The following is a 23,237-nucleotide window of genomic DNA, read 5'->3' on the forward strand; positions in this document are numbered from 1 at the left end:
TATGCGGTATTAGCCGTCGTTTCCAACGGTTATCCCCCTCGTCAGGGCAGGTTCCCAGCCGTTACTCACCCGTCCGCCGCTCGACGTCCAGTAAATCCACCRAAGCTTCAATACTGCCGTTTCCGCTCGACTTGCATGTGTTAGGCCTGCCGCCAGCGTTCAATCTGAGCCATGATCAAACTCTTCAATTWAAGTTTTTTCGAAACCGAAGTTTCAGCTCAATGAATACTGATTACTGTTTCTCTCCGAAGAGAAAAACGAATTGACTGTGCCGAACAACTGTAAAAGTTGTCGTTTGGTCACTCAGTTCATCGAATAAATCTTTTTGTCTATTCTCAACGAGTGCCCACACAGATTGCATAGGTCAAATTGTTAAAGAGCGTGTTGACTGAGTGGTTGGCATTTCGTGACTTGCGTCTCGTTGCCCCGTCAACAGGAAGCGCAGTATAGAGATCTCAGTTTTTCCCGCAACCCCTTTTTGCAAAAAAAATGTCACCTGAACAAAAAGCGTACAGAGCAAGATATTTTGCCTACTTTACCTGCTATATTTTGCCGCTCGTGTTCACCTTGGCTTACATGTCCGATCGTGTCTTTCACTCTTCTCTACTCAAAATGAGGCATACATCATAAAAATTGGCTGGTAGCATAGCTCACCTGTTTCTCACTTGGGAGTCATCGATATGAAGCATTGGCTTTTTCTAGGGTTTGCTATTGTGGCAGAGGTGATTGCAACCGCATCACTCAAAAACAGTGACGGCTTTTCTAAGCTCGTTCCTTCGATATTAGTGGTAGTGGGATACAGTTTCTCTTTCTATCTACTCGCCCTCACTTTACGCGCCATTCCTGTAGGCATCGCCTATGCGATATGGGCGGGCGCGGGCGTGACATTGATAGCGCTCATTGGCTGGTTGGTGTTCGACCAGAAGCTCGATACGCCGGCGGTGATTGGGATGACACTGATTGTTGCCGGTGTGGCCGTGATGAACTTATTCTCATCCACTTCAACACACTGACGATTAAAATCGATCCTGGCAGCACACAACGAAAAAACCCAGCCGAAGCTGGGTTTTTCATTTCTGAGGGAAAGGCGATTACATCATGCCGCCCATTCCGCCCATGCCACCCATACCAGCAGCCGCGCCCATATCAGCACCGCCGTCTTTTTGTGGCAGATCGGTAACCATGGCTTCCGTCGTGATCATCAGACCCGCAACAGAGGCAGCGAACTGTAGTGCACTACGTGTCACCTTGGTTGGGTCAAGGATGCCCATCTCAATCATGTCACCGTATTCGCCGGTTGATGCATTGTAGCCAAAGTGGTTGTCGCCAGATTTCACTTTGTTAGCAACCACTGAGTCTTCATCACCCGCGTTAGTCGCGATTTGACGAAGTGGTGATTCCATGGCGCGCAGTGCAACACGGATGCCGACGTTTTGCTCTTCGTTGTCACCTTTCAGCTCGCCAACTTTGCTCGCCGCACGGATTAAGGCAACACCGCCACCGGCAACCACGCCTTCTTCAACCGCCGCACGTGTTGCATGCAGAGCATCTTCAACGCGATCTTTCTTCTCTTTCATTTCGACTTCGGTCGCTGCGCCGACTTTGATCACTGCAACACCGCCAGCCAGTTTCGCGACGCGCTCTTGCAGTTTTTCTTTGTCGTAGTCTGAGGTTGCTTCTTCGATTTGTTGACGAATCTGTGCAACACGCCCTTCAATCGCCGCTTCCTCACCGACACCATCAACGATAGTGGTGTTGTCTTTAGTGACAGTGACGCGCTTCGCTTGACCTAGGTCTTCCAGCGTCACTTTCTCTAGATCCATGCCGATTTCTTCAGAAACCACAGTGCCTGCCGTCAAGGTTGCGATATCTTGCAGCATCGCTTTACGACGGTCACCAAAGCCAGGCGCTTTCACGGCAGCGACTTTGACGATGCCACGCATGTTGTTGACAACCAATGTCGCCAGCGCTTCACCTTCAAGGTCTTCTGCAATGATCAGCAGAGGACGAGACGCTTTTGAAACCGCTTCTAGCGTTGGTAGCAGCTCGCGGATGTTCGACACTTTTTTGTCGATCAGTAGGATAAATGGGTTATCCAGTTCAACGTTACCGGCTTCTTGGTTATTGATGAAGTAAGGAGATAGGTAACCACGATCGAACTGCATGCCTTCTACGACGCTCAGTTCGTCTTGCAGTGATTGACCTTCTTCCACGGTGATCACGCCGTCACGACCCACTTTTTCCATCGCTTGAGCGATGATCTTACCAACGGTGTGGTCAGAGTTCGCTGAAATCGTGCCCACTTGCTCGATGGCATTATTGCTGGTGCAAGGCGCTGACAGGTTTTTCAGCTCTTCCACCGCGGCCACAACCGCTTTATCGATACCGCGCTTCAGATCCATTGGGTTCATGCCCGCTGCAACCGCTTTCAAGCCTTCATTGACGATAGATTGCGCCAATACAGTTGCAGTTGTCGTACCGTCACCCGCCGCGTCGTTTGACTGCGACGCCACCTCTTTCACCATTTGTGCGCCCATGTTCTGGAACTTGTCTTCCAGTTCAATTTCACGGGCAACAGAGACACCATCTTTGGTGATGGTTGGGGCACCGAATGATTTGTCTAGTACTACGTTACGGCCTTTAGGGCCCAGTGTGACTTTCACGGCATCAGCCAGAACATTTACACCTTCGAGCATTTTCGCACGCGCGTCGTCACTAAATTTAACGTCTTTAGCAGCCATGATTCTATTCCTTTCTTAATTTATTGATTGGAGGTGAAATGAATTATTCAACGATTGCCATGATGTCGCTTTCAGACAAGATCAGAACTTCTTGACCCTCGATTTTTTCCGTCTTGGTGCCAAAGCCTTCAGAGAAGATAACAGTGTCACCCACTTGAACGTCCAATGGCTGCACGTTGCCGTTTTCAAGAATACGGCCTTTGCCTACCGCCAGCACTTTGCCGCGGGTAGACTTTTCTGCAGCAGAACCAGTTAACACGATGCCGCCTGCTGATTTAGACTCAGCTTCTTGGCGCTCAACGATAACGCGATCATGTAGTGGACGAATGTTCATCGGTCGTCTCCTGAATTAGTAATGATGTTCCGTTTGATGAAGTAAGTATGCACACAGGCCGTACATGCGTCCGGTTCCTGATGTAACTCCCTATGTGGGGACGCCCTTTTTCTTTCCCAAGGGTTTTACAGCAATTTTTTTGTTTTTTTAGACTGGCAACTTTCTCCAATTGTGAGGATCCGCTAGGGTAAGCCGTCCCAACCCAGTGATAAGCGATTATGAACGACAAACACGGGCTGCTATCCGCCCCGATCAACCTCACATTGCGTAAGATGACCGTACCCATGGTATTTGGGCTGTTCGCGATCATCATGTTCAATGTGGTGGATACCTTCTTTATTTCACTGCTTGGCACGGAAGCACTCGCCGCGGTGAGCTTCACCTTTCCCATCACCTTTGCGGTCAACTCCATCACGCTCGGATTAGGCGTGGGTATTGCTGCCTTGGTCGCGCGATTACTCGGCCAGGGCGATCATCAAGATGCCGCGCGGGTGTCGAGTCACGGTTTGATCTTGGCGGTATTCATGGTAATGGCCGTCGGCTGGTTAGGGGCCGCTACCATCAATCCGGTGTTCTCCGCACTCGGGGCAAGCGACAACTTATTGCCGTTAATCCACGACTATATGCAGGTGTGGTATCTCACTATTCCATTGCTCGTCGTGCCGATGGCAGGGAACGCGGCTATCCGCGCCACGGGCGATACGAAAACGCCGGCGAAAATCATGATGGTCTCCGGCCTGATTAATGGAGCGCTCGACCCCTTACTGATTTTTGGCTTGGGCCCATTTCCAGAACTGGGAGTGCAAGGGGCGGCCATCGCCAGTGCCGTCAGTTGGGCGGGGGCATTAGTTGCCGCGCTGAGTATACTAATTCGCCGTGAGCGACTGCTGATGGCGCCGCAATGGACCAAGCTAGCGACTGACGTGCGTCAGATCCTCAAAATTGGCATGCCGGCTGGAATGACCAATGCCTTAAACCCAGCCGCAGGCGCCATTTTAATGATGATGCTCGCCTCACAGGGAACAGAAAGCGTTGCCGCCTATGGCGCCGCTCAGCGTATTGAAGCCATTTTATTAATTGTGATGATGGCGATGACGTCATCGCTCACGCCCTTAATGTCGCAAAACTTTGGTGCGCAATACCATCAACGGGCCTTTCAAGCGCTGTTTAGCGCGATGCGCTTTGCCATCTTGTTTCAATTTGCCTTGTACTTGTCGCTGTGGCCTTTTATCGATTTGATTGCGGATGTATTCAGTGACGATGTACGGGTTCAACAAGAAATTGCCCACTATTTAATGGTGGTCCCGGCAAGTTACGGCTTACAAGGCACCTTGATGTTATTGGTCGGCGGCCTGAATGCGATGAAGCGTTCGCTGCATTCGTTCGCCTGCAACCTCGTCCGTTTGTTTGTCTTCTTGGTGCCCTGTGCATGGTTGGGCGGCATGATCAACGGCACCCATGGCCTGTTTGCGGGCATCGCCATTGCCAACCTGCTGGCGGGTATTATGGCGTACCTCTATGCTGTGGTGTTGCGCCGTCAGACACTCGCGGCATCATTGCCCGTCTGAGCCAGCTCTTGAACGCGATGCTGCAGAGCATCTAGCGCCTGATAAAGCGCTTGATACTGCGCCGCACTGAGTCCCTCGAGCATGGCTTTTTCCCACTCCAGTACTTTGGGAACAATGGTCTGGTAATGGGTGCGGCCTTTGTCGGTCAAATGGACTAACGCGGCGCGTTGATCACCTTGGCATGCGCGTCGCTCTACCAACTGATGCTGCTCTAAACGGGTAAGCAAGCGCGACACTTTCACTTTATCCAGCCGTGTTTCTGCGGCTAAATCTTTCGCCATCACGCCATCCCGTGCCCCCAAAGAGGCCAGCACGCGCCACTCAGGGCGCGATAATCCAAACTCTGCTTCATAACGTGCCGCAAGACTATCGGCCACCAACTCCGCCGTGTGAACCAGCTTATAAGGCAAAAAGCTATCGAGCGTTAAATGAGGAAGGGTCATATCAATTAGTTTCAAGTGAAATCATATAACCTACTTTACGAGAGGCTTCGATAAGATGCAAAGGTAGTGCTTTGTTTACACTTAAGGTTTTTAAGCGGCAAAAATACTGAACACACAAGGTAAAACATTTGTTAACACCACGTTGCTTTTTCTCGTCTCTGATCGCTAGTATAAACAGATAGATTGTTTCTTTTGAAACTATTTGGCGGTCCCAGTGAGCTCGGCCGCCCAGCACAAGGAGCGAGTTATGCGAAAGTGGTTTTCATTCCCCATTCGTGAAGGGGATGCCTCTCGTCAAGCCCACTGCGACTTTCCCGAGGGAACCTACGAGCGCGAGTGTGGCAAAGAAGGCTTTTTTGGCCCGGCCAGTCATATGTATCACCGCCATCCCCCGACGGGCTGGAGCGAGTGGGAAGGGCCATTGCGACCGCATGCTTTTGACACCAACCGAGTTGAAACCCAAGGCACGTCGCCAATGGATGCACCGGTGCTGTTATCCAATGCCAACGTTCAGGTTCGCTTATGGCGCACCGATACCGCCATGTCTTATCTGGTGCGCAACAGCGATGGCGACGATTGCTTGTTTGTCCATCAGGGCGAAGGCTCGCTGTATTGCGATTATGGCCACTTGCGCTATAGCAAAGGCGATTATTTGATCATTCCTCGCGCCACCAGCTGGCGACTGGTGCCGGATGAGGCCACCACCTTGTTGATGATTGAAGCGACACACGGCTCCTACATGAGCGCCGAACGAGGCATTGTCGGCGAACATGCGGTGTTTGACCCCGCGGTGTTAGAACATGCACGCATTGACGATAGCTTTAAAGCCCAGCAATCCGACAGCGAAAGTTGGCAGGTGATGATCAAATCGCGCCAGCAGCTTAACCGTGTCACCTATCCTTACAACCCACTCGATGCGGTGGGCTGGAAAGGTAACCTCACCGTATTCCGACTCAACTGGCGAGATATCCGTCCGTTAATGAGCCATCGTTATCACTTGCCGCCATCGGCGCACACTACCTTTGTCGCGCAAGGTTTTGTGATTTGTACCTTTGTCCCCCGCCCGATCGAGTCCGATCCTGGCGCACTGAAGGTGCCTTTCTACCACAATAACGATGACTATGATGAGGTGCTTTTCTATCACCAAGGTGACTTTTTCAGCCGCGATAACATTGATGCCGGCATGGTGACCTTACACCCTTGTGGCTTCCCACATGGTCCTCACCCAAAAGCCTTTGCCGCGGGCAAAAAGCATCAGAAAAAAGAGACCGATGAAGTGGCGGTGATGATCGATACCCGCATGCCACTTGATATGGGCGACGCGGCGAAAGCCACCGAGCTGACCGATTATGTTTACTCTTGGCGCACGCCAAGTGACGCAGAATAGCGAAGGAGAAAGCAATGAAACTGGCTTCACTCAAACACGGACGTGATGGCAAATTGATTTTGGTCTCTCGTGACCTTACTCGCGCCGTCCACGCCGACGATATTGCGCCCACACTACAAGCGGCGCTCGATAACTGGGCGACCCTTGCGCCCAAACTGACTCAGCGCTACGACGCGCTCAACGACAACCAAGTCAGTGAGTCCTTTGCCTTTGACCCAAGTGTCTGCGACTCACCACTGCCCCGCGCCTATCAGTGGGCGGATGGTAGTGCCTACGTTAACCACGTTGAACTGGTGCGCAAAGCACGCGGCGCACAAATGCCTGAGAGTTTTTGGACCGACCCACTGATGTATCAAGGCATGTCTGATGGCTTTCTCGGCCCACGTGACGAGATTGAATTGGTCGATGATGCGTGGGGCTGTGACTTTGAAGCCGAGCTTGCCGTCGTCACCGATGATGTGCCCATGCACCTTAGTGCTGACAAAGCGGGCCAACACATTAAACTGCTGATGCTGGTCAACGACGTTTCACTGCGCAACCTGATCCCCGGCGAGCTTGCCAAAGGGTTCGGCTTTTTCCAATCCAAGCCCGCCTCTGCATTTTCACCGGTAGCGGTTACCCCAGATGAGCTGGGCGATCACTGGCGCGATCATAAAGTCCACTTACCGATGCATGTCACCCTCAACGGCGAATGGTTCGGGTCACCCGAGGCCGGTGTCGATATGACTTTTGATTTTGCCGAGCTGGTCGCGCATGTGGCGAAAAGCCGCCATGTCAGTGCGGGGACCATTATTGGCTCCGGTACTGTGTCCAACACCGATCGCAGCAAAGGCTCGTGCTGCTTAGCCGAAAAGCGCATGCTGGAAATTATCGACCAAGGCGAGGCAAAAACTCCGTTTATGACCTTTGGCGATAGCGTCACCATCGATATGCGCGACAGCCAAGATGCGTCTATTTTCGGCGCCATTGAGCAAACTGTGACCCGTTACATCCCGGAGTAACCTTGATGCGCGCCTAGTACCTCTGGGCGCGCTTTACGTTGACGCCGCCTAGGAGCTTGTATGCTGCTTTATGATTACAGTAAGTCGACCGCGGCCTACCGCGTCCGCATCGCCCTTGGCCTTAAAGGCCTCACCTACCAACGAGAAACCGTGTCCCTGCTGGATAAACACCAGCACAGCGACGCCTATCTTTCGCTCAACCCCGCCGGTTTAGTGCCTACCTTGGTCGATGGCGACGTCACCTTGAGCCAATCGCTCGCCATTATCGAATACCTCGACGAGCGCTATCCACAGGTCAAACTGCTCCCCAGTGATCCAGTGCAAAAAGCCCAGTGTCGATCACTGGCGCTCGACATTGCCTGTGATGTGCATCCACTCAATAACTTGCGGGTTCTGCAATACTTAACCGGCCCCTTTGGCCACAGTGATGACGACAAAATCACTTGGTATCACCATTGGCTAAAACAAGGGTTCGATGGTTTGGAAGCCAAATTACAAGGATTAGACAGCTCCTTTATTGGCGGCGAAGCGCCCAATTTGGCCGATATTTGTTTGGTCGCGCAGCTGTTTAATGCACGCCGATTTGCGTTTGATTTAACGGCCTACCCAACCCTGACGCGCATTGAATCACAATGCCAAGCGCTGGATGCATTTATACAGGCACACCCTGATAAGAGCTAAGGAGAGGACATGAAAGACGGATTGTTGTGGGCGCCGGATAAGGAACGTCAAACCCACACCTTACTCGCCGCGTTTATCCGTGCCGTGAATCAAGATCACGACACCCAGCTGAGTGGCTATGACGATCTTTATGCATGGTCAGTACGCCAAAGCGGCGATTTTTGGCAACAGTTATGGCAATTTGCTGGCGTGATCGGCGATCCGGGCGAGAGAGTGTGCGATATCGACCCCGAGCACCCTAATCGGGATAGCCAGTGGTTTCCCACCGCACGTCTGAACTATGCCGAAAACCTGCTCAAGCACGCAGAGCAATATGCCGACCAACCGGCGATGATTTTTAGCGGTGAGCATGAGGTAGCACGCACCCTCACTTGGCGTGAGCTCGTCGATCAGGTGGCGGCCATCCGTCACTACCTAGATACGCAAGGCGTTCAACCAGGCGATGTGGTTGCCGGCTATTTACCCAACCTACCGGAAACCGTGATTGCGATGCTTGCCACCGCGGCACTAGGCGCGATTTGGACCTCAACTTCACCGGACTTTGGCGTCGACAGTGTATTAGACCGTTTTGGCCAAACCGAGCCCAAAGTGCTGTTTACCACCGATCACTATCATTACAACGGCAAAACCTATGACTGCCTGAATAAAGCGCAGCAGGTGGTGGATAATGTGCCAGCCATTGAGCGCTTAGTGGTGATCCCTTTTGATGGCGATCGACCTTCTTTACCTGCTGGCGTGGATAACTGGCAAGACTTATTAGCCAAGGACGCGCCGCCGCTTCGCTTTACCCGCGTGGCGTTCAATGCTCCACTCTTTGTGCTGTACTCTTCCGGCACCACGGGTAAGCCCAAGTGCATTATTCATTCGGTGGGGGGGATATTGCTCAATCATTTGAAAGAGCATCAGCTCCATTCGGATGTGCGCCCCGGCGATCGCTTTTTCTATTTCACCACCTGCGGCTGGATGATGTGGAATTGGCAAGTCAGCGCTTTAGCAAGTGGCGCGACCTTGGTGCTTTATGATGGCTCGCCGTTTTATCCGGATGCGGGAGTACTTTGGCGACTGGCCGAGCGGCACCAGCTCACCCTTTTTGGCACGGCGGCGAAATACTTAGAGGCATTGGAAAAACAAGGTGTGGCGCCAAAAGATGATTACTCGCTGGCGTCGTTACGTGTCCTGTGTTCGACCGGCTCGGTACTTGCGCCCGAGCAGTTTGATTATGTCTATCAAAAGATAAAGTCCGATCTGCAGTTAAGCTCGATTGCGGGCGGCACCGACATTTGTGGCTGTTTTGTTCTTGGCAGCCCACTGTCACCGGTTTATCGCGGCGAAAGCCAAAAGCGAGGCTTGGCGCTCGATGTACAAGTGTTTAACGCCCAAGGGCAAGCGGTTGAAGAGCAGAAAGGGGAGCTGGTGTGTTGTAATAGCTTCCCCAATCAGCCGGTTGGCTTTTGGCACGATACCGATGGCCGCCGCTACCACAATGCCTATTGGAACAAGATTGATGATATCTGGTTTCATGGTGACTATGTACGCCTGACCGCACAAGGTGGCATGGTGTTCTATGGCCGGTCTGATGCGGTATTAAACCCAGGCGGGGTACGAATTGGTACGGCGGAAATCTATCGCCATGTGAATCAGCTTAGCGAGATCATGGATTCGGTGGTCATTGGTCAGCAATGGCAAAATGATGTCCGCGTGGTGCTATTCGTCAAACTCGCCGCCGGAGTGACACTGGATGAGTCACTCAAGCAAACCATCAAAAAAACCATCCGCACCCAGTGCACGCCGCGTCACGTTCCCGCCGTAATTGCCGAGGTGAGCGATATTCCACGAACCAAGTCAGGGAAACTGGCCGAGTTAGCGGTGCGCGATGTGGTCCATGGCCAAGACGTGGCGCAGTTAAGTGCGCTGGACAACCCAGCATCACTCGACCAATACCGTCAGCGCCCCGAGCTCACCGAGTAAGCGGGAAGCCATGATCGAAAAAGGCCGCATCCTCATGCGGCCTTTCGGCTGGGTTTAGCCCCAACATGACTTAGCGCAGGCGATGGTCATCATCATCGTCATCTTTACGCTCATATTCCCCCTCAAAGGTGTTGCCATCGTCACCACGGCCTCCGCGACGGAACGGGTCCTCCCCAAAAGGACCTTGCGCATTGCCCCCTTGATGGAAGTTACCTTGGCTAAAGCTCGCTTGAGACACAGTGACGCGCTTCATCACTTGTTTGGCGAGCGCGGCTCGCGGCCCAGGCAAAAGCACCAACATCCCCATCGCATCGGTCATGAAACCTGGCGTTAACAGCAGCACACCGGCGACGGCCAGCATCACGCCTTCAAGGATTTGCTGGGCGGGTAACTCACCGCGGTTGAGCCTATCTTGCACCGAAGCCAGAGTCATCAGTCCTTGACTCCGTACCAAAGAGGCGCCGACGAATGCGGTGATCAAAACCAGCGCCAGTGTTGGCCACAATCCCAACCAACCACCAACCTGAATGAACAGGCCGATTTCAATCACTGGGACCAGAATAAATAGCAGCAATAAGATTGGAAACACGATTCACCTCGCGCTGGAAATGGACTGTTCATCCTAACATCAAAATCCGCCAAAAGCCGAACAACGAAACCGAATTTAGCCCTTGAATCAAAGTGCAAGAAAGCGCATTTTGTCTGTGCGCCATGCTACAGCTGTGACCGGGGTCAGCCCTTTTCACCGCATTATATGCTGTAATGGCGGCTGAAAGGATGTAACAGATAATACATCCAGCCAAAATCTCTGAGGAATGGATTCTACAGCAAAATTTGTGGCGACGTTTTAATCATTATAATAACTTGATGTTAAGGCCAACGCATGTCTCAGACGATTATAACACCCAATGAAACCTCAACCCTAACCACAGCAACCCGTTTAGAAGAAGATTTACTCGGCCAACGCGCGGTACCTGCCGATGCCTACTACGGCATCCATACGCTGCGGGCGATCGAAAACTTTACTATTTCCGGCACCCGGATTTCTGATATCCCCGATTTCGTACGCGGCATGGTTTACACCAAAAAAGCCGCCGCGATGGCAAACCAAGAGCTCGGCGTGATCCCCGCAGATGTCGGCGATTACATCATCAAAGCCTGCGACCAAATCCTACAAACAGGCAAATGCATGGATCAATTCCCCTCGGACGTCTTTCAAGGCGGCGCTGGGACGTCAGTCAACATGAATGCCAATGAGGTGATTGCCAACCTTGCGCTTGAGCTGATGGGGCACGAAAAAGGTGACTATGATGTGATTAATCCCAACGATCACGTCAATAAGAGCCAATCGACCAATTGTGCCTACCCCACCGGTTTTCGTATTGCCGTTTACAACAGCATTCTAAAATTAATGGATGCGATTGATTATCTGCAAAAAGAATTCGACGCCAAGGCCGAAGCCTATGCACACGTGATCAAAATGGGCCGCACCCAGCTGCAGGATGCGGTGCCGATGACGGTCGGGCAAGAGTTCAAAGCCTTCTCAGTGCTACTGCGCGAGGAGATTAAAAACATCAAATACACCGCAGCGTTACTGTTAGAGGTAAACCTCGGCGCGACCGCGATTGGTACTAAGTTGAATGCCGCCGAAGGCTATCAACAACTGGCGGTAAAACGCCTGGCTGAAATCACGGGCTTACCCTGTATCCCGGCCGAAGATTTGATTGAAGCCACGTCAGACTGTGGGTCCTATGTGATGGTGCATGGTGCGCTAAAACGCCTGGCAGTGAAACTATCGAAGATTTGTAACGACCTCCGTCTACTTTCCTCGGGCCCACGTGCGGGGCTCAATGAAATTAACCTACCCGAAATGCAGGCCGGTTCATCCATCATGCCCGCTAAGGTTAACCCGGTGATCCCAGAAGTGGTGAATCAGGTTTGCTACCGGGTAATGGGGAATGACACCACCATCACCTTTGCCGCCGAAGCCGGTCAGCTCCAGCTTAACGTGATGGAGCCCGTCATTGGGCAGGCGCTGTTTGAGTCTATCTCGATTTTAGCCAATGGTTGCCGCAATCTCGGTGAAAAATGTGTGAGCGGGATTACCGTTAACCAAGCGGTGTGCGAGCACTATGTGCATAACTCGATTGGCATCATCACTTATCTTAACCCCTTTATCGGCCACCACGAGGGCGATATTGTCGGTAAGATTTGTGCTGAAACAGGTAAGAGCGTTAAAGAAGTGGTGCTCGAACGCGGTTTAATGACCGAGGGGGAGCTGGACGAGATCTTCTCGGTTGAAAACCTGATGCATCCTAAGTATCGCGGTAAACGTTTTAACGCGTAGTGGGTCAGTCATCGTAGTGGGTCACTCACAACAGACACCGACGACCGATAGAGACAACAAAGGGCGCTGAAAGCGCCCTTCTTTTATACCGTAAACCGCCGTTACAGCACCTGCGTAATCAGCAAACCACAAGCGATACTGAACACCATACTCAGCAAGCCTGGTGCCATAAAGCTGTGATTAAAAATGTACTTACCTATCCGCGTGGTGCCGGTTCGGTCAAAGTCGATGGAGGCAATGATAGGCCCGTAGTTAGGAATAAAGAAGTAGCCATTCACCGCTACAAAGGTCGCAATAATCATCGAAGGCGGCAGCCCCAAGGTAATCGCCACCGGCACCAATACCGCTGTCGTGGCACCTTGACTGTTCACCATCACTGACAAGGCGAACAGCGCAAACGCAAATGTCCATGGCGCCATTTCTACCAAGCCAGACACCGCCTCTTTCACCATCTCACCATGGCCACCAATCAAGGTATCACCTAGCCACGCAATACCAAAGATAGCGACAATGGCACGCATCCCAGCATGGAATACCGAGCCTTGGCTAATCGCATTGCCATCTGGCTTACAGGTCAAAATGATCAGTGCACCGACTGACAACATCACGATTTCAATGGTATGCGCCATTCCCATTGGCTCGCCATCAAAGGCCGGTCGCAGGGTTGGGAATGCCCCCATGACGACGACCGCTAAAGCACCAAATAAGAACAAGCCAACCGATTTCTTCGCTGCTGGCGTGACTTCGATATCTTCAACGGCCAAATCCGCTTCCATTTCTCGGCGAAAGTCAGGGTCTTGCAGGCGACGTTGATATTCAGGATCGTCTTTAAGCTCTTTACCTAGCTTATTGACGATCACACACGCCAAAGCAAGGCCAATAAAGGTGCTAGGAATGGTGACCGACAGCACATCGGTAAGGGTAATGCCTTGCGGCTCTAAAAAGGCCACACAGGCAACCACCGCTGCCGCGATGGGGCTGGCTACAATCGCAAATTGCGAGGCAATGACCGCCATACCCAAAGGGCGAGCCGGACGAATGCCGCTTTTGCGACTGACTTCAGCAATCACCGGCAATACCGAATAGGCAACGTGTCCGGTTCCCGCCATCATGGTGAAGACATAAGTCACTAAAGGGGCAACAAAGGTAATGTGACGTGGGTTTTTACGTAATATATTGGTGGCAATTTTAATTAAAAAATCCAAGCCACCTGCAGCTTGCATGGTTGCTGCAGCGGCGACCACCGCCATGATCATCAGCAACACGTCGATAGGTGGATGCGTGGGTTGCAAACCGAAACCAAAACTGAGTACCGCGAGCCCGACCCCGCCCATCACACCTAAACCAATGCCGCCGATACGGGCACCGATTAAGATGCAGCTGAGTACCACTAATAACTCAACCAAGAACATAACTTTCTCCTACTTTGGATAGACGTCCCCACACGCCCGTTCACATGCATTCATTGTCTTATGGCACGCACAGGGCGTATTGGGGCGTAGATACGATATGACGATTCCTCCGTCTGCTTACCACCACCGATAAGCACCATCCTTGGTGGGAGATGTGAGCAACCGCGCTCAGCACCATGGCCAAATCCTAACCAGGTACAGTCACGCGCATGTTGATTCAGGTAAGAAAAAGTAACACTTTTCGCGAACTGACAACAAAAAGTTCAGAAATTGAGATCTTTCACCTAGACACTGATGGACTTTTCATCCTCCTTAGTAAGTGTTATGTTATATCATAACAAGCAATAGGGAGTCGTTATGAAAGCCAATATCCACCCCGAATATCGTTCTGTCGTTTTTCATGACACCAGCGTTGACGCCTATTTTATTGTCGGCTCAACCTTGCAAACATCACGTACCATCGAGTGGCAAGATGGCAAAACCTATCCTTACTACCCGCTAGATATCTCAAGCGCATCACACCCGGTGTATACCGGAAAGCAACGAGCGACGAACAAAGAAGGCCGTGTTGCCCACTTTGCGCGTAAGTTTGGCCAAGTCGGTCGCCGCAAAAAGGAACAGGCATGAAAGTCGTCAATTCACTAAAAAGTGCCCGTCAACGCCATCCTGACTGTCAAGTCGTTCGGCGTCGCGGACGCATGTTCGTCATTTGCAAAACCAATCCACGTTTTAAGGCGGTGCAAGGCCGCGCAAAAAAACGCAGCTAAGCGTCGGCGACGCACTGCCACTGATGTGGCAGTGCCTCACGATGTGAGCACATCTTGAGGTCATCATTTCCTTTTTCGAGGCGAGTCATGGTATGTGTGTATACTCATCCTATCTGCCGCAAAAGGAAAAAGTATGAAACTGGGTCGTCGCTTCACGCTGGCTGCTGGATTATTGATTGCTGCACTGGGTGCCAGTGCGCTTTATATTGCGCGAACCCACCAAGCGACAGTGCCACCGACAACCTCTGCTACCGCACCGCCATTTATCACCGTCAACTCGCAAGAAGCACTTGATGCAGAGCTCGCCAGCGCTGCGGCTAATCAACAAATCGCCTTGGTTGATTACTACGCCGATTGGTGCATTCCGTGTAAACAATTCGCCCAAAAAACCTTCACGGATCCGGCTGTGGCTCAGCAGCTCAGCCGTATGCACCGCATTAAAGTGGATCTGAGTGAAAATCGTCCTGATGATTTTGCGTTAATGCGCACCCAAGACGTGGCCGGGCTACCCACACTCGACTTTTGGTTGCCCAATGGAGAGCGTCATGCGACAGCTCGCATTACCGGCTTTTTAGCACCTCAAGCTTTCATTACTCACCTACGCCAGTATGGATTGAAACATGAAGTAAAAAGCGAGCAATGATCAATCTCTTAGTTCTCTTGTTACAAAATTGATAAACCCCATATCTGGTGGTAGCTTTATTGAAAACAAAGGGAAGATAGCCGCATTATGGAAGCGCAACACACCATCGTTATCGCTGATGATCATCCACTGTTTCGGAACGCCCTCTTTCAATCCGTGCATATGGCGATAAGCGGAGCCAACCTGCTAGAGGCAGACAGCTTAGACAGTTTAAATCAAATCTTAGCGCGAGATGCTGAGGTCGACTTGGTGCTGCTCGACCTAAAAATGCCTGGCGCGAATGGCATGTCAGGGCTGATTGCGCTGCGTCACCAGTATCCAACCCTACCGATTGTGGTGATCTCTGCCAGTGAAGAGCCGAGTGTGATCCGTCAGGTACGCGCTCATGGCGCCTTTGGCTTTATTCCCAAATCCAGCGATATGCGTGCGTTGGTACAGTCGTTAACCCAAGTGCTCGACGGCACGCCTTGCTTTCCAGATAATCTCGGCGAAGACGATGAGAGCGAAAGCTTATCTGACAAACTCGCCACACTGACCCCACAGCAGTACAAAGTATTGCGAATGCTTTGCGATGGCTTGCTGAATAAGCAGATCGCTTATGACTTAGCGGTATCCGAAGCGACCATTAAAGCCCACATGACGGCTATATTTCGCAAACTGGGCGTGAAAAACCGCACTCAGGCGGTGATTTTATTGCAGCAATCTAATATCGAACTTTGATACGCTAGCGCTCTAGACACCGACTTTGGAGCGCCTATGTTAAGTATTCTTGCTACGCAATTCGTGATTTTATGGGCCGTGATCGACCCTGTCGGTAGCGTGCCCATCTATCTGTCGCAAACCAGCCACATGTCCGCCAAACAAAAGCGCCGCGTCGCGGTGAAAGCCGTGGCAATTGCCTTTGCCATTTTGCTGTTCTTTTTAATTGTCGGTCAGATTTTGCTTGAAGCCATGCAAATCCCGTTACCCGCATTCCAAGCGGCCGGTGGCTTGGTGTTGCTATTGTTTTCCCTCACCATGATTTTCGGTGAAGGAAAACCCGGCCAAGAAGCCAAAATGCTGAGTGAAGACGTTGATAAAGCAGAAATTGCCGCCACCGCGGTTTATCCACTCGCCGTCCCTTCTATTGCCTCCCCCGGTGCCATGATGGCGGTAGTCATGCTCACAGATAACAATCGGTATGCCATTGCGGAACAAGCGGTGACCGCTGGAGTGATGTTTGTTGTTTTGGTCGCGACCTTGGTCTTACTCCTCGGCGCCAATGTGATTCACAAAGTGATTGGGAATGTGGGGGCGTCGATTATCAGCCGCGTCATGGGGCTGATCCTTGCCTCGGTCGCCGTTGCGAATTTACTCGAAGGCATCCAAAAGTTTTATCACCTCAGTTAGACCTTTGGCGAAAGACTTGGCTGGCTCAACCCGAGTCAGCCGTACCTAGCTCACAAAAACCCTGCTTTTTCCGCTCATTATCGCTGACTGCGCTCGACTAAAGTTGCAATGTCGCTTCGTCCATCCCCTGCTATCGTCTTCAAGTAACATTCCATTAACGTGCTAAACAAGGAGAAGGCGATGGCGTTTCAAAGCAAGGAACACGCGAAAGCCTACTGGGACAGAAACGTAAAACTGATGATCAGTCTGCTGATTGTCTGGTTTGTTGTCTCATTCGGCTGTGGGATCTTATTCGTGGATGCCCTCAATACTATTCAAATTGGTGGCTACAAACTTGGGTTTTGGTTTGCTCAGCAGGGATCGATTTATACCTTCCTCGGCATCATATTTGTGTATGCCAAACAAATGCGCAAACTCGATCGCGAGTTCGGCGTGGACGACGAGTAAGAGGACTAACACATGGATTTAAGAACCATTACTTATATTGTTGTCGGGTTCACGTTCGCCCTCTATATTGGGATTGCGATCTGGGCACGCGCAGGCTCCACCAAAGAGTTCTATGTCGCCGGTGGCGGGGTGAACCCAGTGGCGAACGGGATGGCGACCGCTGCCGACTGGATGTCAGCTGCCTCGTTCATTTCTATGGCCGGCTTAATCGCGTTTATGGGCTATGGGGGCTCGGTCTTTTTGATGGGCTGGACGGGCGGCTTCGTGCTCCTCGCACTGTTGCTCGCCCCTTACCTACGTAAGTTTGGCAAGTTTACCGTGCCAGAGTTTGTCGGTGAACGCTTCTATTCAAAAACCGCGCGCATTGTTGCCGTTGTTTGTTTGATCATCGCCTCCGTCACCTATGTTATCGGCCAGATGAAAGGGGTGGGCGTCGCCTTTGGCCGCTTCTTGGAAGTCGACTATTCCACCGGGCTATTAATCGGTATGGTCATTGTCTTTATGTATTCCGTGATGGGCGGGATGAAGGGCATTACCTACACCCAAATTGCTCAGTATTGCGTGCTCATTTTAGCTTACACTATTCCCGCAATCTTCATCTCCCTCAAACTGACGGGTAACCCATTCCCACAGCTTGGTTTAGGTAGCACCATGGCGGGGACGGATCAGTACTTGCTCGACCGACTCGATCAGGTGGTGACCGAACTCGGCTTTGTCGAATACACCACCGCCGTGCGGGGTAGTACACTCAACATGTTTGCCTACACCATGTCACTGATGATAGGTACGGCCGGTTTACCCCACGTTATTATTCGCTTTTTCACCGTCCCTAAGGTGCGTGATGCACGGACATCTGCCGGTTGGGCACTGTTCTTTATCGCGATTTTGTATACCTCAGCACCTGCGGTGGCGGCAATGGCGCGCTTGAACTTAATGGACACGGTGAATCTACCGAACGGTGACAACCTCGCCTATGACCAGCGTCCAGACTGGTTTAAGAACTGGGAAACCACCGGGCTGCTAGGCTTTGAAGACAAAAACGGTGATCAGAAAATTCAATACACCTCGAATGCAGAAACCAATGAGCTACGTGTTGACCGCGACATCATGGTGCTGGCCAACCCAGAGATTGCCAAGCTACCTAACTGGGTGATTGCCCTGGTCGCCGCCGGTGGCTTAGCCGCGGCACTGTCGACTGCCGCCGGGTTGTTGCTTGCGATATCGTCAGCCATATCCCACGACTTAATTAAAGGGGTCGTCAATCCGAATATCAGCGAAAAAGGCGAGCTGCTGGCAAGCCGGATATCTATGGCATTAGCCATCGCTGGGGCCGGCTACTTAGGGCTCAACCCACCAGGCTTTGCGGCCGGGACGGTGGCACTGGCGTTCGGCTTAGCCGCGTCATCGATTTTCCCGGTACTCATGATGGGGATCTTTACCAAGACCATTAACAAAGAAGGGGCGATTGCCGGTATGGTCGCGGGGATCAGCGTCACCCTGTTCTACGTATTCCAACACAAGGGGATTTTGTTTATCTCTGACTGGACATACTTAGAAAGCCTCGGTAGCAACTGGATACTGGGTATCGAGCCAAATGCCTTTGGCGCAGTAGGGGCCGTGTGCAACTTTGCCGTGGCGATCATTGTCTCGCGCATGACGAAAGAAACACCGCAAGAGGTGCAAGATTTGGTCGAGCATGTTCGTATGCCGTCTGGAGCCGGTGATGCGCAATCACACTAATCCCGTGTTAACCTATCAAGCCCCTGCGGGGGCTTTTATACTGTTGGTTACGACCAGCCAAGGAGAGGCATGATGTCAACGGTCACGCGTTTACTCACCAATAAACATGTGGTTATTGCGATGCTGGTTGCGCCAGTGTTAGCGGTGATCGCCTATTTTGCCGTCGATGCCAGTGTGTCTGAGACGCCCAAAGCCGCTCAGCCAGGGCAAAGCTATCCGCTGGCGGTCCGTTCTAATTGCCGTTATACCAGCGGGTTTTGTCAGCTCGAAAATGGCGATATGAAACTCAAACTGGAATCGCAAGGCGTCGAAAACAACCGGCTAACGCTGCGGTTGGTCAGCGAGCTGCCCCTGGAAGGCGCACAAATCGGCCTGACAAACATCGCACCGCAAACCATGCAAATCCGCGATGAACAAGGCATGACCTGGACGGTCTCTCTGCCAGCACCACGCAGCGAAGAGACGCAAATCCGCCTGGCCGTGAGTATGAAAGGGAGCCACTATTATGCCGAAACGCCAGTGACCTTTATCGAACATAAAACGTTTTATACCGAGCACCAACAGGCGCAGGATGCGTCATAATGTGAGACGGTTGCCATTCACGCGTCAATTGACATCAACGATGTTCGGATCGCCGCTACGATGGTGGCGATTTTGTTTTCATACGCTTGCTCTGTCAGCCAATGACTCACATCCGCCCACCCATCACCGTCTAGGTGTGCCAATTCATCAACCTCGATATGCCCATCAACAGGGTTAAAGTGCCCTGCCACTTTAACAATACCCACATCTGTTTCTAGGCGCGGTAGGGTAAAAGGGGTCATCGTTTTCCTCGCTGTTGTAATAATGCACGCAACTTAAGCGGCTTTACCGGTTTAGAGAGATACATAAAGCCTAGTCCAGTCACGGTCTGTTGTGTCTCGGCGCTGCGGTCAGCACTGATGATCACCCCCTGAAAGCAGCACCCTACTTTTAGTTGGCATTGTTGTAGCACTTGCAACCCCGTTTGCTGGTTCGTTAAGTGATAGTCACTCAGGACAAACTCAGGCTGCCATTGCTCGCCGATCGTCTTGATCGCACCACTCACGTCAGGGGCGCAGCGAACGTCGCATCCCCACCGTGATAAAAGCTGCGCCATCCCATCCAAGATGTCTTGCTCATTGTCCACACATAAGACACGGCAACCTTCGAGCTCTCGCGCCGATGAGGTGGCAGGCGCCACAGGACTTGGCTCGACCTTTTCCGCTTGGCTCGCATTCACTGTCATTGAGAACACCGTGCCCCGACCCGGCCAGGATTTCAACGCCAGAGGCTGAGAGAGGATTTGGCTAATGCCCTTCGCGATCGCCAACCCTAAGCCCAACCCCTGCTCGGCGCCTTCGTGATCAATGCGTGTGAACTCTTGAAAGATATCTTGCTGACGATCGACAGGGATCCCGTCGCCATCGTCCCACACCTCAATGCGGTAGTCGCGCCCTGCCCGTCGCACACCTAACAACACTCGGCCCTCAGGGTTGTAGCGAAAGGCATTGGTCAAAAAGTTTTGCAGCACCCGGCGCAGCAAGTTCTTATCAGACTGAACAAACACCTGGCTGGTCACAACGCGAAAGTCCAACCCCTGGCGGCGAGCCAGTACGCCAAACTCCGCCTCTAGCGCATGAAACACCTCGCTTAATGCAAAGGTCTCGATACGTGCTTTCATTTTGCCCGACTCCAGGCGTGAGATATCGAGCAAATCACCAATCAACACTTCCGCACTTTCTAGTGCGCTTTCTATGTGCTGAGCAACGGCTTCAGTATCTCGGTTTGCCGCCATCTCACTGAGTGACGAAGCAAACAAACGTGCAGCATTAAGTGGCTGCATCAAATCGTGACTGACCGCGGCCAAAAAGCGACTCTTCGACTGTGAGGCGGATTCAGCCTTGCGGGTCGCATCAATCAATCGGCTATTTAGCCGCTCTAATTCACGCGTTCGCTCAGTCACCCGCGCTTCAAGGGTTTCATTAGACTGCTTGAGCGCCGCTTCCGCATCCCGAAACGCGGTGATATCGGTAAATGTCATTACAAAACCACCGCCCGGCATCGGGTTGCCCTGCAGCTCAATCACTCGTCCGTCTGGATGCACTCGCGAAGAGGTATGCGGTTTTCGTCGTGTTAAGTGCAGCACTCGCTTGCTGACATGCTCTTCCGGATCACCCGGCCCACAAAGTCCGCGCTGAGCATTGAATCGGATTAAGTCCGCGACCGGTCGCCCGACCTGGATAAGCCCAGGTGGAAATTGAAACATATCAATGTAGCGCTGATTCCATGCCACCAGCCGCAGTTGCTTGTCCACCACAGAGATCCCTTGGTTGATATGCTCGATAGCCCCTTGCAGTAATCCCCGCGAGAAATCAAACAGCTCAGAGGCCTCATCAACAATGGTGGCAATTTCTTCCAACTGCATATTGCGCCCCTGAAGGGCCGATGAAAGGACTAAGCGTGCCGACGACGAACCAAACACGCCTGCCAACACCCGCTCGGTATGACGGATCAGCGGTGCGCTGGCTTGTTGTTGGGGCAYCAGCTCTTCACCACGCTGCTCTGCAAATTGGCTAAACGCCTGGCGCATGCGCCGGCGACCCACGAAGCGAGCCGCGAGCATCTCCAGCTCCGCCACTGTCACCCGGCTTTGATACAAGCGAGCATCATCGTTTTCCGGCAGTGGCATGCCAACAAACGCGGCGGCCTGTAAACGCTCACTCAGTGATGGTCGCGTGAGTAAAGAAACCACCACAAAGCCAAGAGCATTCATTAACACACTGAAGGCCAGGCCCCAATCCACAGTATTGAGGTGAGTAAACGGTGAAAAATCGGGAGGGGTGATAAGCCAAATCAATAGGTTAGATTGGCCATCTCCTGCCAGCATGCCGGTTTGGGTCATCATGGTCACCAACCACAGTGAAAACCCCACGAGTAAGCCAGCATATACGCCTTTTTTGTTGCCTTGACGCCAGTACAAGGCGCCAATCATCGCAGGGGCAAACTGAGCAATGGCCGCAAAGGAGAGAAAGCCAATTTCCGATAACGTGGGCACAGTGAGGATCAGATGATAGAAGCCCCACGCGGCAATTAAGATCAAAAAGATCAGCGCACGGCGAACATTAAGTAACAGCCCAGAGAACTGCGCAAAGTTACGGGATTTCAGCTTCATTCGCCGCAACAACAGTGGCATCACCAGATCGTTCGATACCATGATCGCCAACGCAATGGTTGAAACAATCACCATCCCGCTGGCAGCCGATGCGCCCCCCATAAAAGCCAGTAGCGCCATCCCCTCAGCCCCTACCGATAGCGGCAGCCGAATCACATACGTATCAGCAGGTGCCCCAGGTAACAACGCTTGCCCCGCATAGGCGAGCGGTAGCACAAAAATCAGCATCAGTAACAAATAGGTCGGGAAGACTTTACGCGCCGTATTCAAATCACTCGCGCGCGTGTTTTCCACCACCATGGTGTGAAACTGGCGCGGCAAGCAAATGATTGCCGCCCCTGTGAGCAAGGTGTGAATGATTAAGCTGCCCACATCCGGGCGACCAATCACGCCAGAGTCCTCAAGACTCACGGGCAAGCTGGGCGCTTGGAATAGCAGCCATACCACAAAAATACCCACCCCGAGAAACGCGACCAGCTTGACGATCGACTCGAAAGCGACCGCCATCATCATCCCTCGGTGGTGCTCCGTACTGTCAATATGACGCGTACCAAATAACACGGTAAATGCGGCCAAGGAGATACACACGAGCCAGGCGATTTGGGGCTGTGCCAAGCCAATGCTTTGCCCCAGCTCTGGCGACAGAACATCGAGCCCCATGGCAATACCGCGCAGTTGCAACGCGATATAGGGCAGCACACCGACCACGGCAATCAAGGTCACCATCACCGCTAAGCCCTGCGATTTGCCATATCGCGCCGCAATAAAGTCGGCAATGGAGGTAATGTGCTCGCGCTTGGCGATCAAGATCATTCGGGCAAGAAAACGCCACCCAAGGGTAAACACCAAGATAGGGGCAAGATAAATCGGTAGGAATGACCATGGTGAGCTGGACGCTTGGCCAACCGTGCCAAAAAAGGTCCAAGAGGTGCAATACACCGCGATAGAAAGGCTATAAATCCACGGGCGCCATGAGCGTAACCAGCGCGGTTGACGATCACCATACCAAGCAATCGCGAACAGTGCGCCCATATAAAGCAGTGAAACAGAGACAATTACCCAGCCTTGTGTCATGGCTCCCTTCCTGACGCAATCCTTTGCCGAACCCTTGAGCTGGGTGTAACACGGTATCGGCGCCCACTCAATCGTCTCGTATTCGCTTTGTGGGCACCTTAG

General features: G+C 52.2%; 22 protein-coding genes and 1 rRNA gene. 15 read left to right on the top strand and 8 right to left on the bottom strand.

The genetic code is table 11. The features are described 5' to 3' along the window. Positions 1 to 191 (bottom strand): 16S ribosomal RNA (locus BZG20_RS14030); the annotation flags it as partial. 489 nt (positions 192 to 680) lie between these two features. Here BZG20_RS14030 and BZG20_RS14035 point away from each other — a divergent pair. Further along, entirely contained in the window at positions 681 to 1,013 is a 333-nt protein-coding gene (locus BZG20_RS14035) for an SMR family transporter (RefSeq protein WP_046074556.1), read from the top strand. A 78-nt stretch (positions 1,014 to 1,091) separates the two neighbouring features. Here BZG20_RS14035 and groL read toward each other — a convergent pair whose 3' ends face one another. Next, positions 1,092 to 2,741, bottom strand: coding sequence for a chaperonin GroEL (gene groL, locus BZG20_RS14040; RefSeq protein ID WP_046074555.1), 1,650 nt, complete (start codon positions 2,739 to 2,741; stop codon positions 1,092 to 1,094). A 43-nt stretch (positions 2,742 to 2,784) separates the two neighbouring features. Continuing rightward, complete coding sequence (locus BZG20_RS14045) at positions 2,785 to 3,075, bottom strand: co-chaperone GroES (protein ID WP_046074554.1); 291 nt, start codon at positions 3,073 to 3,075, stop codon at positions 2,785 to 2,787. Positions 3,076 to 3,293: 218 nt separating this feature from the next. Between BZG20_RS14045 and BZG20_RS14050 the strand changes: the two genes are divergently transcribed. Further along, positions 3,294 to 4,643: an MATE family efflux transporter gene (locus BZG20_RS14050; RefSeq protein WP_077579402.1), complete on the top strand. Its 1,350-nt coding sequence runs from the start codon at positions 3,294 to 3,296 to the stop codon at positions 4,641 to 4,643. On the opposite strand, the gene BZG20_RS14055 is transcribed toward BZG20_RS14050, so the two are convergent. Continuing rightward, the gene (locus BZG20_RS14055) at positions 4,613 to 5,101 is read right to left on the bottom strand and encodes a MarR family transcriptional regulator (RefSeq protein ID WP_338012965.1); all 489 of its coding nucleotides are present in this window, start codon (positions 5,099 to 5,101) and stop codon (positions 4,613 to 4,615) included. The genes BZG20_RS14050 and BZG20_RS14055 overlap by 31 nt on opposite strands. Before the next feature lie 232 nt (positions 5,102 to 5,333). Here BZG20_RS14055 and BZG20_RS14060 point away from each other — a divergent pair, with 232 nt between their 5' ends. From BZG20_RS14060 to BZG20_RS14075, 4 genes are read left to right on the top strand one after another with little or no spacing between them, the layout of a single operon-like run. Further along, positions 5,334 to 6,473, top strand: coding sequence for a homogentisate 1,2-dioxygenase (locus tag BZG20_RS14060; RefSeq protein ID WP_074214047.1), 1,140 nt, complete (start codon positions 5,334 to 5,336; stop codon positions 6,471 to 6,473). Between the two features lie 14 nt (positions 6,474 to 6,487). Then, positions 6,488 to 7,474, top strand: coding sequence for a fumarylacetoacetate hydrolase family protein (locus BZG20_RS14065; RefSeq protein ID WP_077579403.1), 987 nt, complete (start codon positions 6,488 to 6,490; stop codon positions 7,472 to 7,474). A gap of 60 nt (positions 7,475 to 7,534) precedes the next feature. After that, a complete protein-coding gene (gene maiA / locus BZG20_RS14070) occupies positions 7,535 to 8,155 on the top strand; it encodes a maleylacetoacetate isomerase (RefSeq protein WP_077579404.1) in 621 nt (206 codons plus the stop codon). A gap of 9 nt (positions 8,156 to 8,164) precedes the next feature. Further along, on the top strand, positions 8,165 to 10,123 hold the full coding sequence (locus BZG20_RS14075) for an acetoacetate--CoA ligase (protein WP_077579405.1): 1,959 nt from the start codon (positions 8,165 to 8,167) through the stop codon (positions 10,121 to 10,123). Between the two features lie 70 nt (positions 10,124 to 10,193). On the opposite strand, the gene BZG20_RS14080 is transcribed toward BZG20_RS14075, so the two are convergent. Next, entirely contained in the window at positions 10,194 to 10,712 is a 519-nt protein-coding gene (locus tag BZG20_RS14080) for an FxsA family protein (RefSeq protein WP_077579406.1), read from the bottom strand. 294 nt (positions 10,713 to 11,006) lie between these two features. Here BZG20_RS14080 and aspA point away from each other — a divergent pair, with 294 nt between their 5' ends. After that, a complete protein-coding gene (aspA, locus tag BZG20_RS14085) occupies positions 11,007 to 12,470 on the top strand; it encodes an aspartate ammonia-lyase (RefSeq protein ID WP_046074546.1) in 1,464 nt (487 codons plus the stop codon). Between the two features lie 101 nt (positions 12,471 to 12,571). Here the strand turns inward: aspA and BZG20_RS14090 are convergent, their stop codons facing one another. Next, positions 12,572 to 13,882, bottom strand: a complete 1,311-nt coding sequence (locus BZG20_RS14090; protein WP_046074545.1) for an anaerobic C4-dicarboxylate transporter — start codon at positions 13,880 to 13,882, stop codon at positions 12,572 to 12,574. A gap of 357 nt (positions 13,883 to 14,239) precedes the next feature. Here BZG20_RS14090 and BZG20_RS14095 point away from each other — a divergent pair, with 357 nt between their 5' ends. From BZG20_RS14095 to BZG20_RS14130, 8 genes are all read left to right on the top strand, one after another. Then, positions 14,240 to 14,509, top strand: a complete 270-nt coding sequence (locus BZG20_RS14095; RefSeq protein ID WP_046074544.1) for a type B 50S ribosomal protein L31 — start codon at positions 14,240 to 14,242, stop codon at positions 14,507 to 14,509. After that, positions 14,506 to 14,649, top strand: a complete 144-nt coding sequence (gene ykgO / locus BZG20_RS14100; protein WP_046074543.1) for a type B 50S ribosomal protein L36 — start codon at positions 14,506 to 14,508, stop codon at positions 14,647 to 14,649. Before BZG20_RS14095 ends, ykgO begins: the two co-directional genes overlap by 4 nt. Before the next feature lie 133 nt (positions 14,650 to 14,782). Beyond that, positions 14,783 to 15,292, top strand: a complete 510-nt coding sequence (locus tag BZG20_RS14105; protein ID WP_077579407.1) for a thioredoxin fold domain-containing protein — start codon at positions 14,783 to 14,785, stop codon at positions 15,290 to 15,292. Between the two features lie 87 nt (positions 15,293 to 15,379). After that, positions 15,380 to 16,012 carry a response regulator transcription factor gene (locus BZG20_RS14110; RefSeq protein WP_046074542.1) on the top strand — a complete coding sequence of 211 codons (633 nt, stop codon included), beginning with the start codon at positions 15,380 to 15,382 and terminating at the stop codon, positions 16,010 to 16,012. Positions 16,013 to 16,048: 36 nt separating this feature from the next. Beyond that, complete coding sequence (locus tag BZG20_RS14115) at positions 16,049 to 16,681, top strand: MarC family protein (RefSeq protein ID WP_046074541.1); 633 nt, start codon at positions 16,049 to 16,051, stop codon at positions 16,679 to 16,681. Positions 16,682 to 16,861: 180 nt separating this feature from the next. Then, positions 16,862 to 17,128 (top strand): DUF4212 domain-containing protein, encoded by a 267-nt coding sequence (locus BZG20_RS14120; RefSeq protein WP_046074540.1) that lies wholly within the window; start codon positions 16,862 to 16,864, stop codon positions 17,126 to 17,128. A 12-nt stretch (positions 17,129 to 17,140) separates the two neighbouring features. Next, on the top strand, positions 17,141 to 18,868 hold the full coding sequence (locus BZG20_RS14125) for a sodium:solute symporter family protein (protein ID WP_077579408.1): 1,728 nt from the start codon (positions 17,141 to 17,143) through the stop codon (positions 18,866 to 18,868). A gap of 69 nt (positions 18,869 to 18,937) precedes the next feature. Further along, positions 18,938 to 19,450 carry a hypothetical protein gene (locus BZG20_RS14130; protein WP_046074538.1) on the top strand — a complete coding sequence of 171 codons (513 nt, stop codon included), beginning with the start codon at positions 18,938 to 18,940 and terminating at the stop codon, positions 19,448 to 19,450. Positions 19,451 to 19,467: 17 nt separating this feature from the next. Here BZG20_RS14130 and BZG20_RS14135 read toward each other — a convergent pair whose 3' ends face one another. Both BZG20_RS14135 and BZG20_RS14140 read right to left on the bottom strand, forming a co-directional pair. Continuing rightward, positions 19,468 to 19,692: a hypothetical protein gene (locus tag BZG20_RS14135; RefSeq protein ID WP_077579409.1), complete on the bottom strand. Its 225-nt coding sequence runs from the start codon at positions 19,690 to 19,692 to the stop codon at positions 19,468 to 19,470. After that, positions 19,689 to 23,135, bottom strand: coding sequence for a hybrid sensor histidine kinase/response regulator (locus BZG20_RS14140; protein WP_077579410.1), 3,447 nt, complete (start codon positions 23,133 to 23,135; stop codon positions 19,689 to 19,691). Before BZG20_RS14140 ends, BZG20_RS14135 begins: the two co-directional genes overlap by 4 nt. Positions 23,136 to 23,237 lie beyond the last annotated feature (102 nt).

Source organism: Salinivibrio sp. IB868, assembly GCF_001995655.1.
Lineage (GTDB): Bacteria > Pseudomonadota > Gammaproteobacteria > Enterobacterales > Vibrionaceae > Salinivibrio > Salinivibrio siamensis.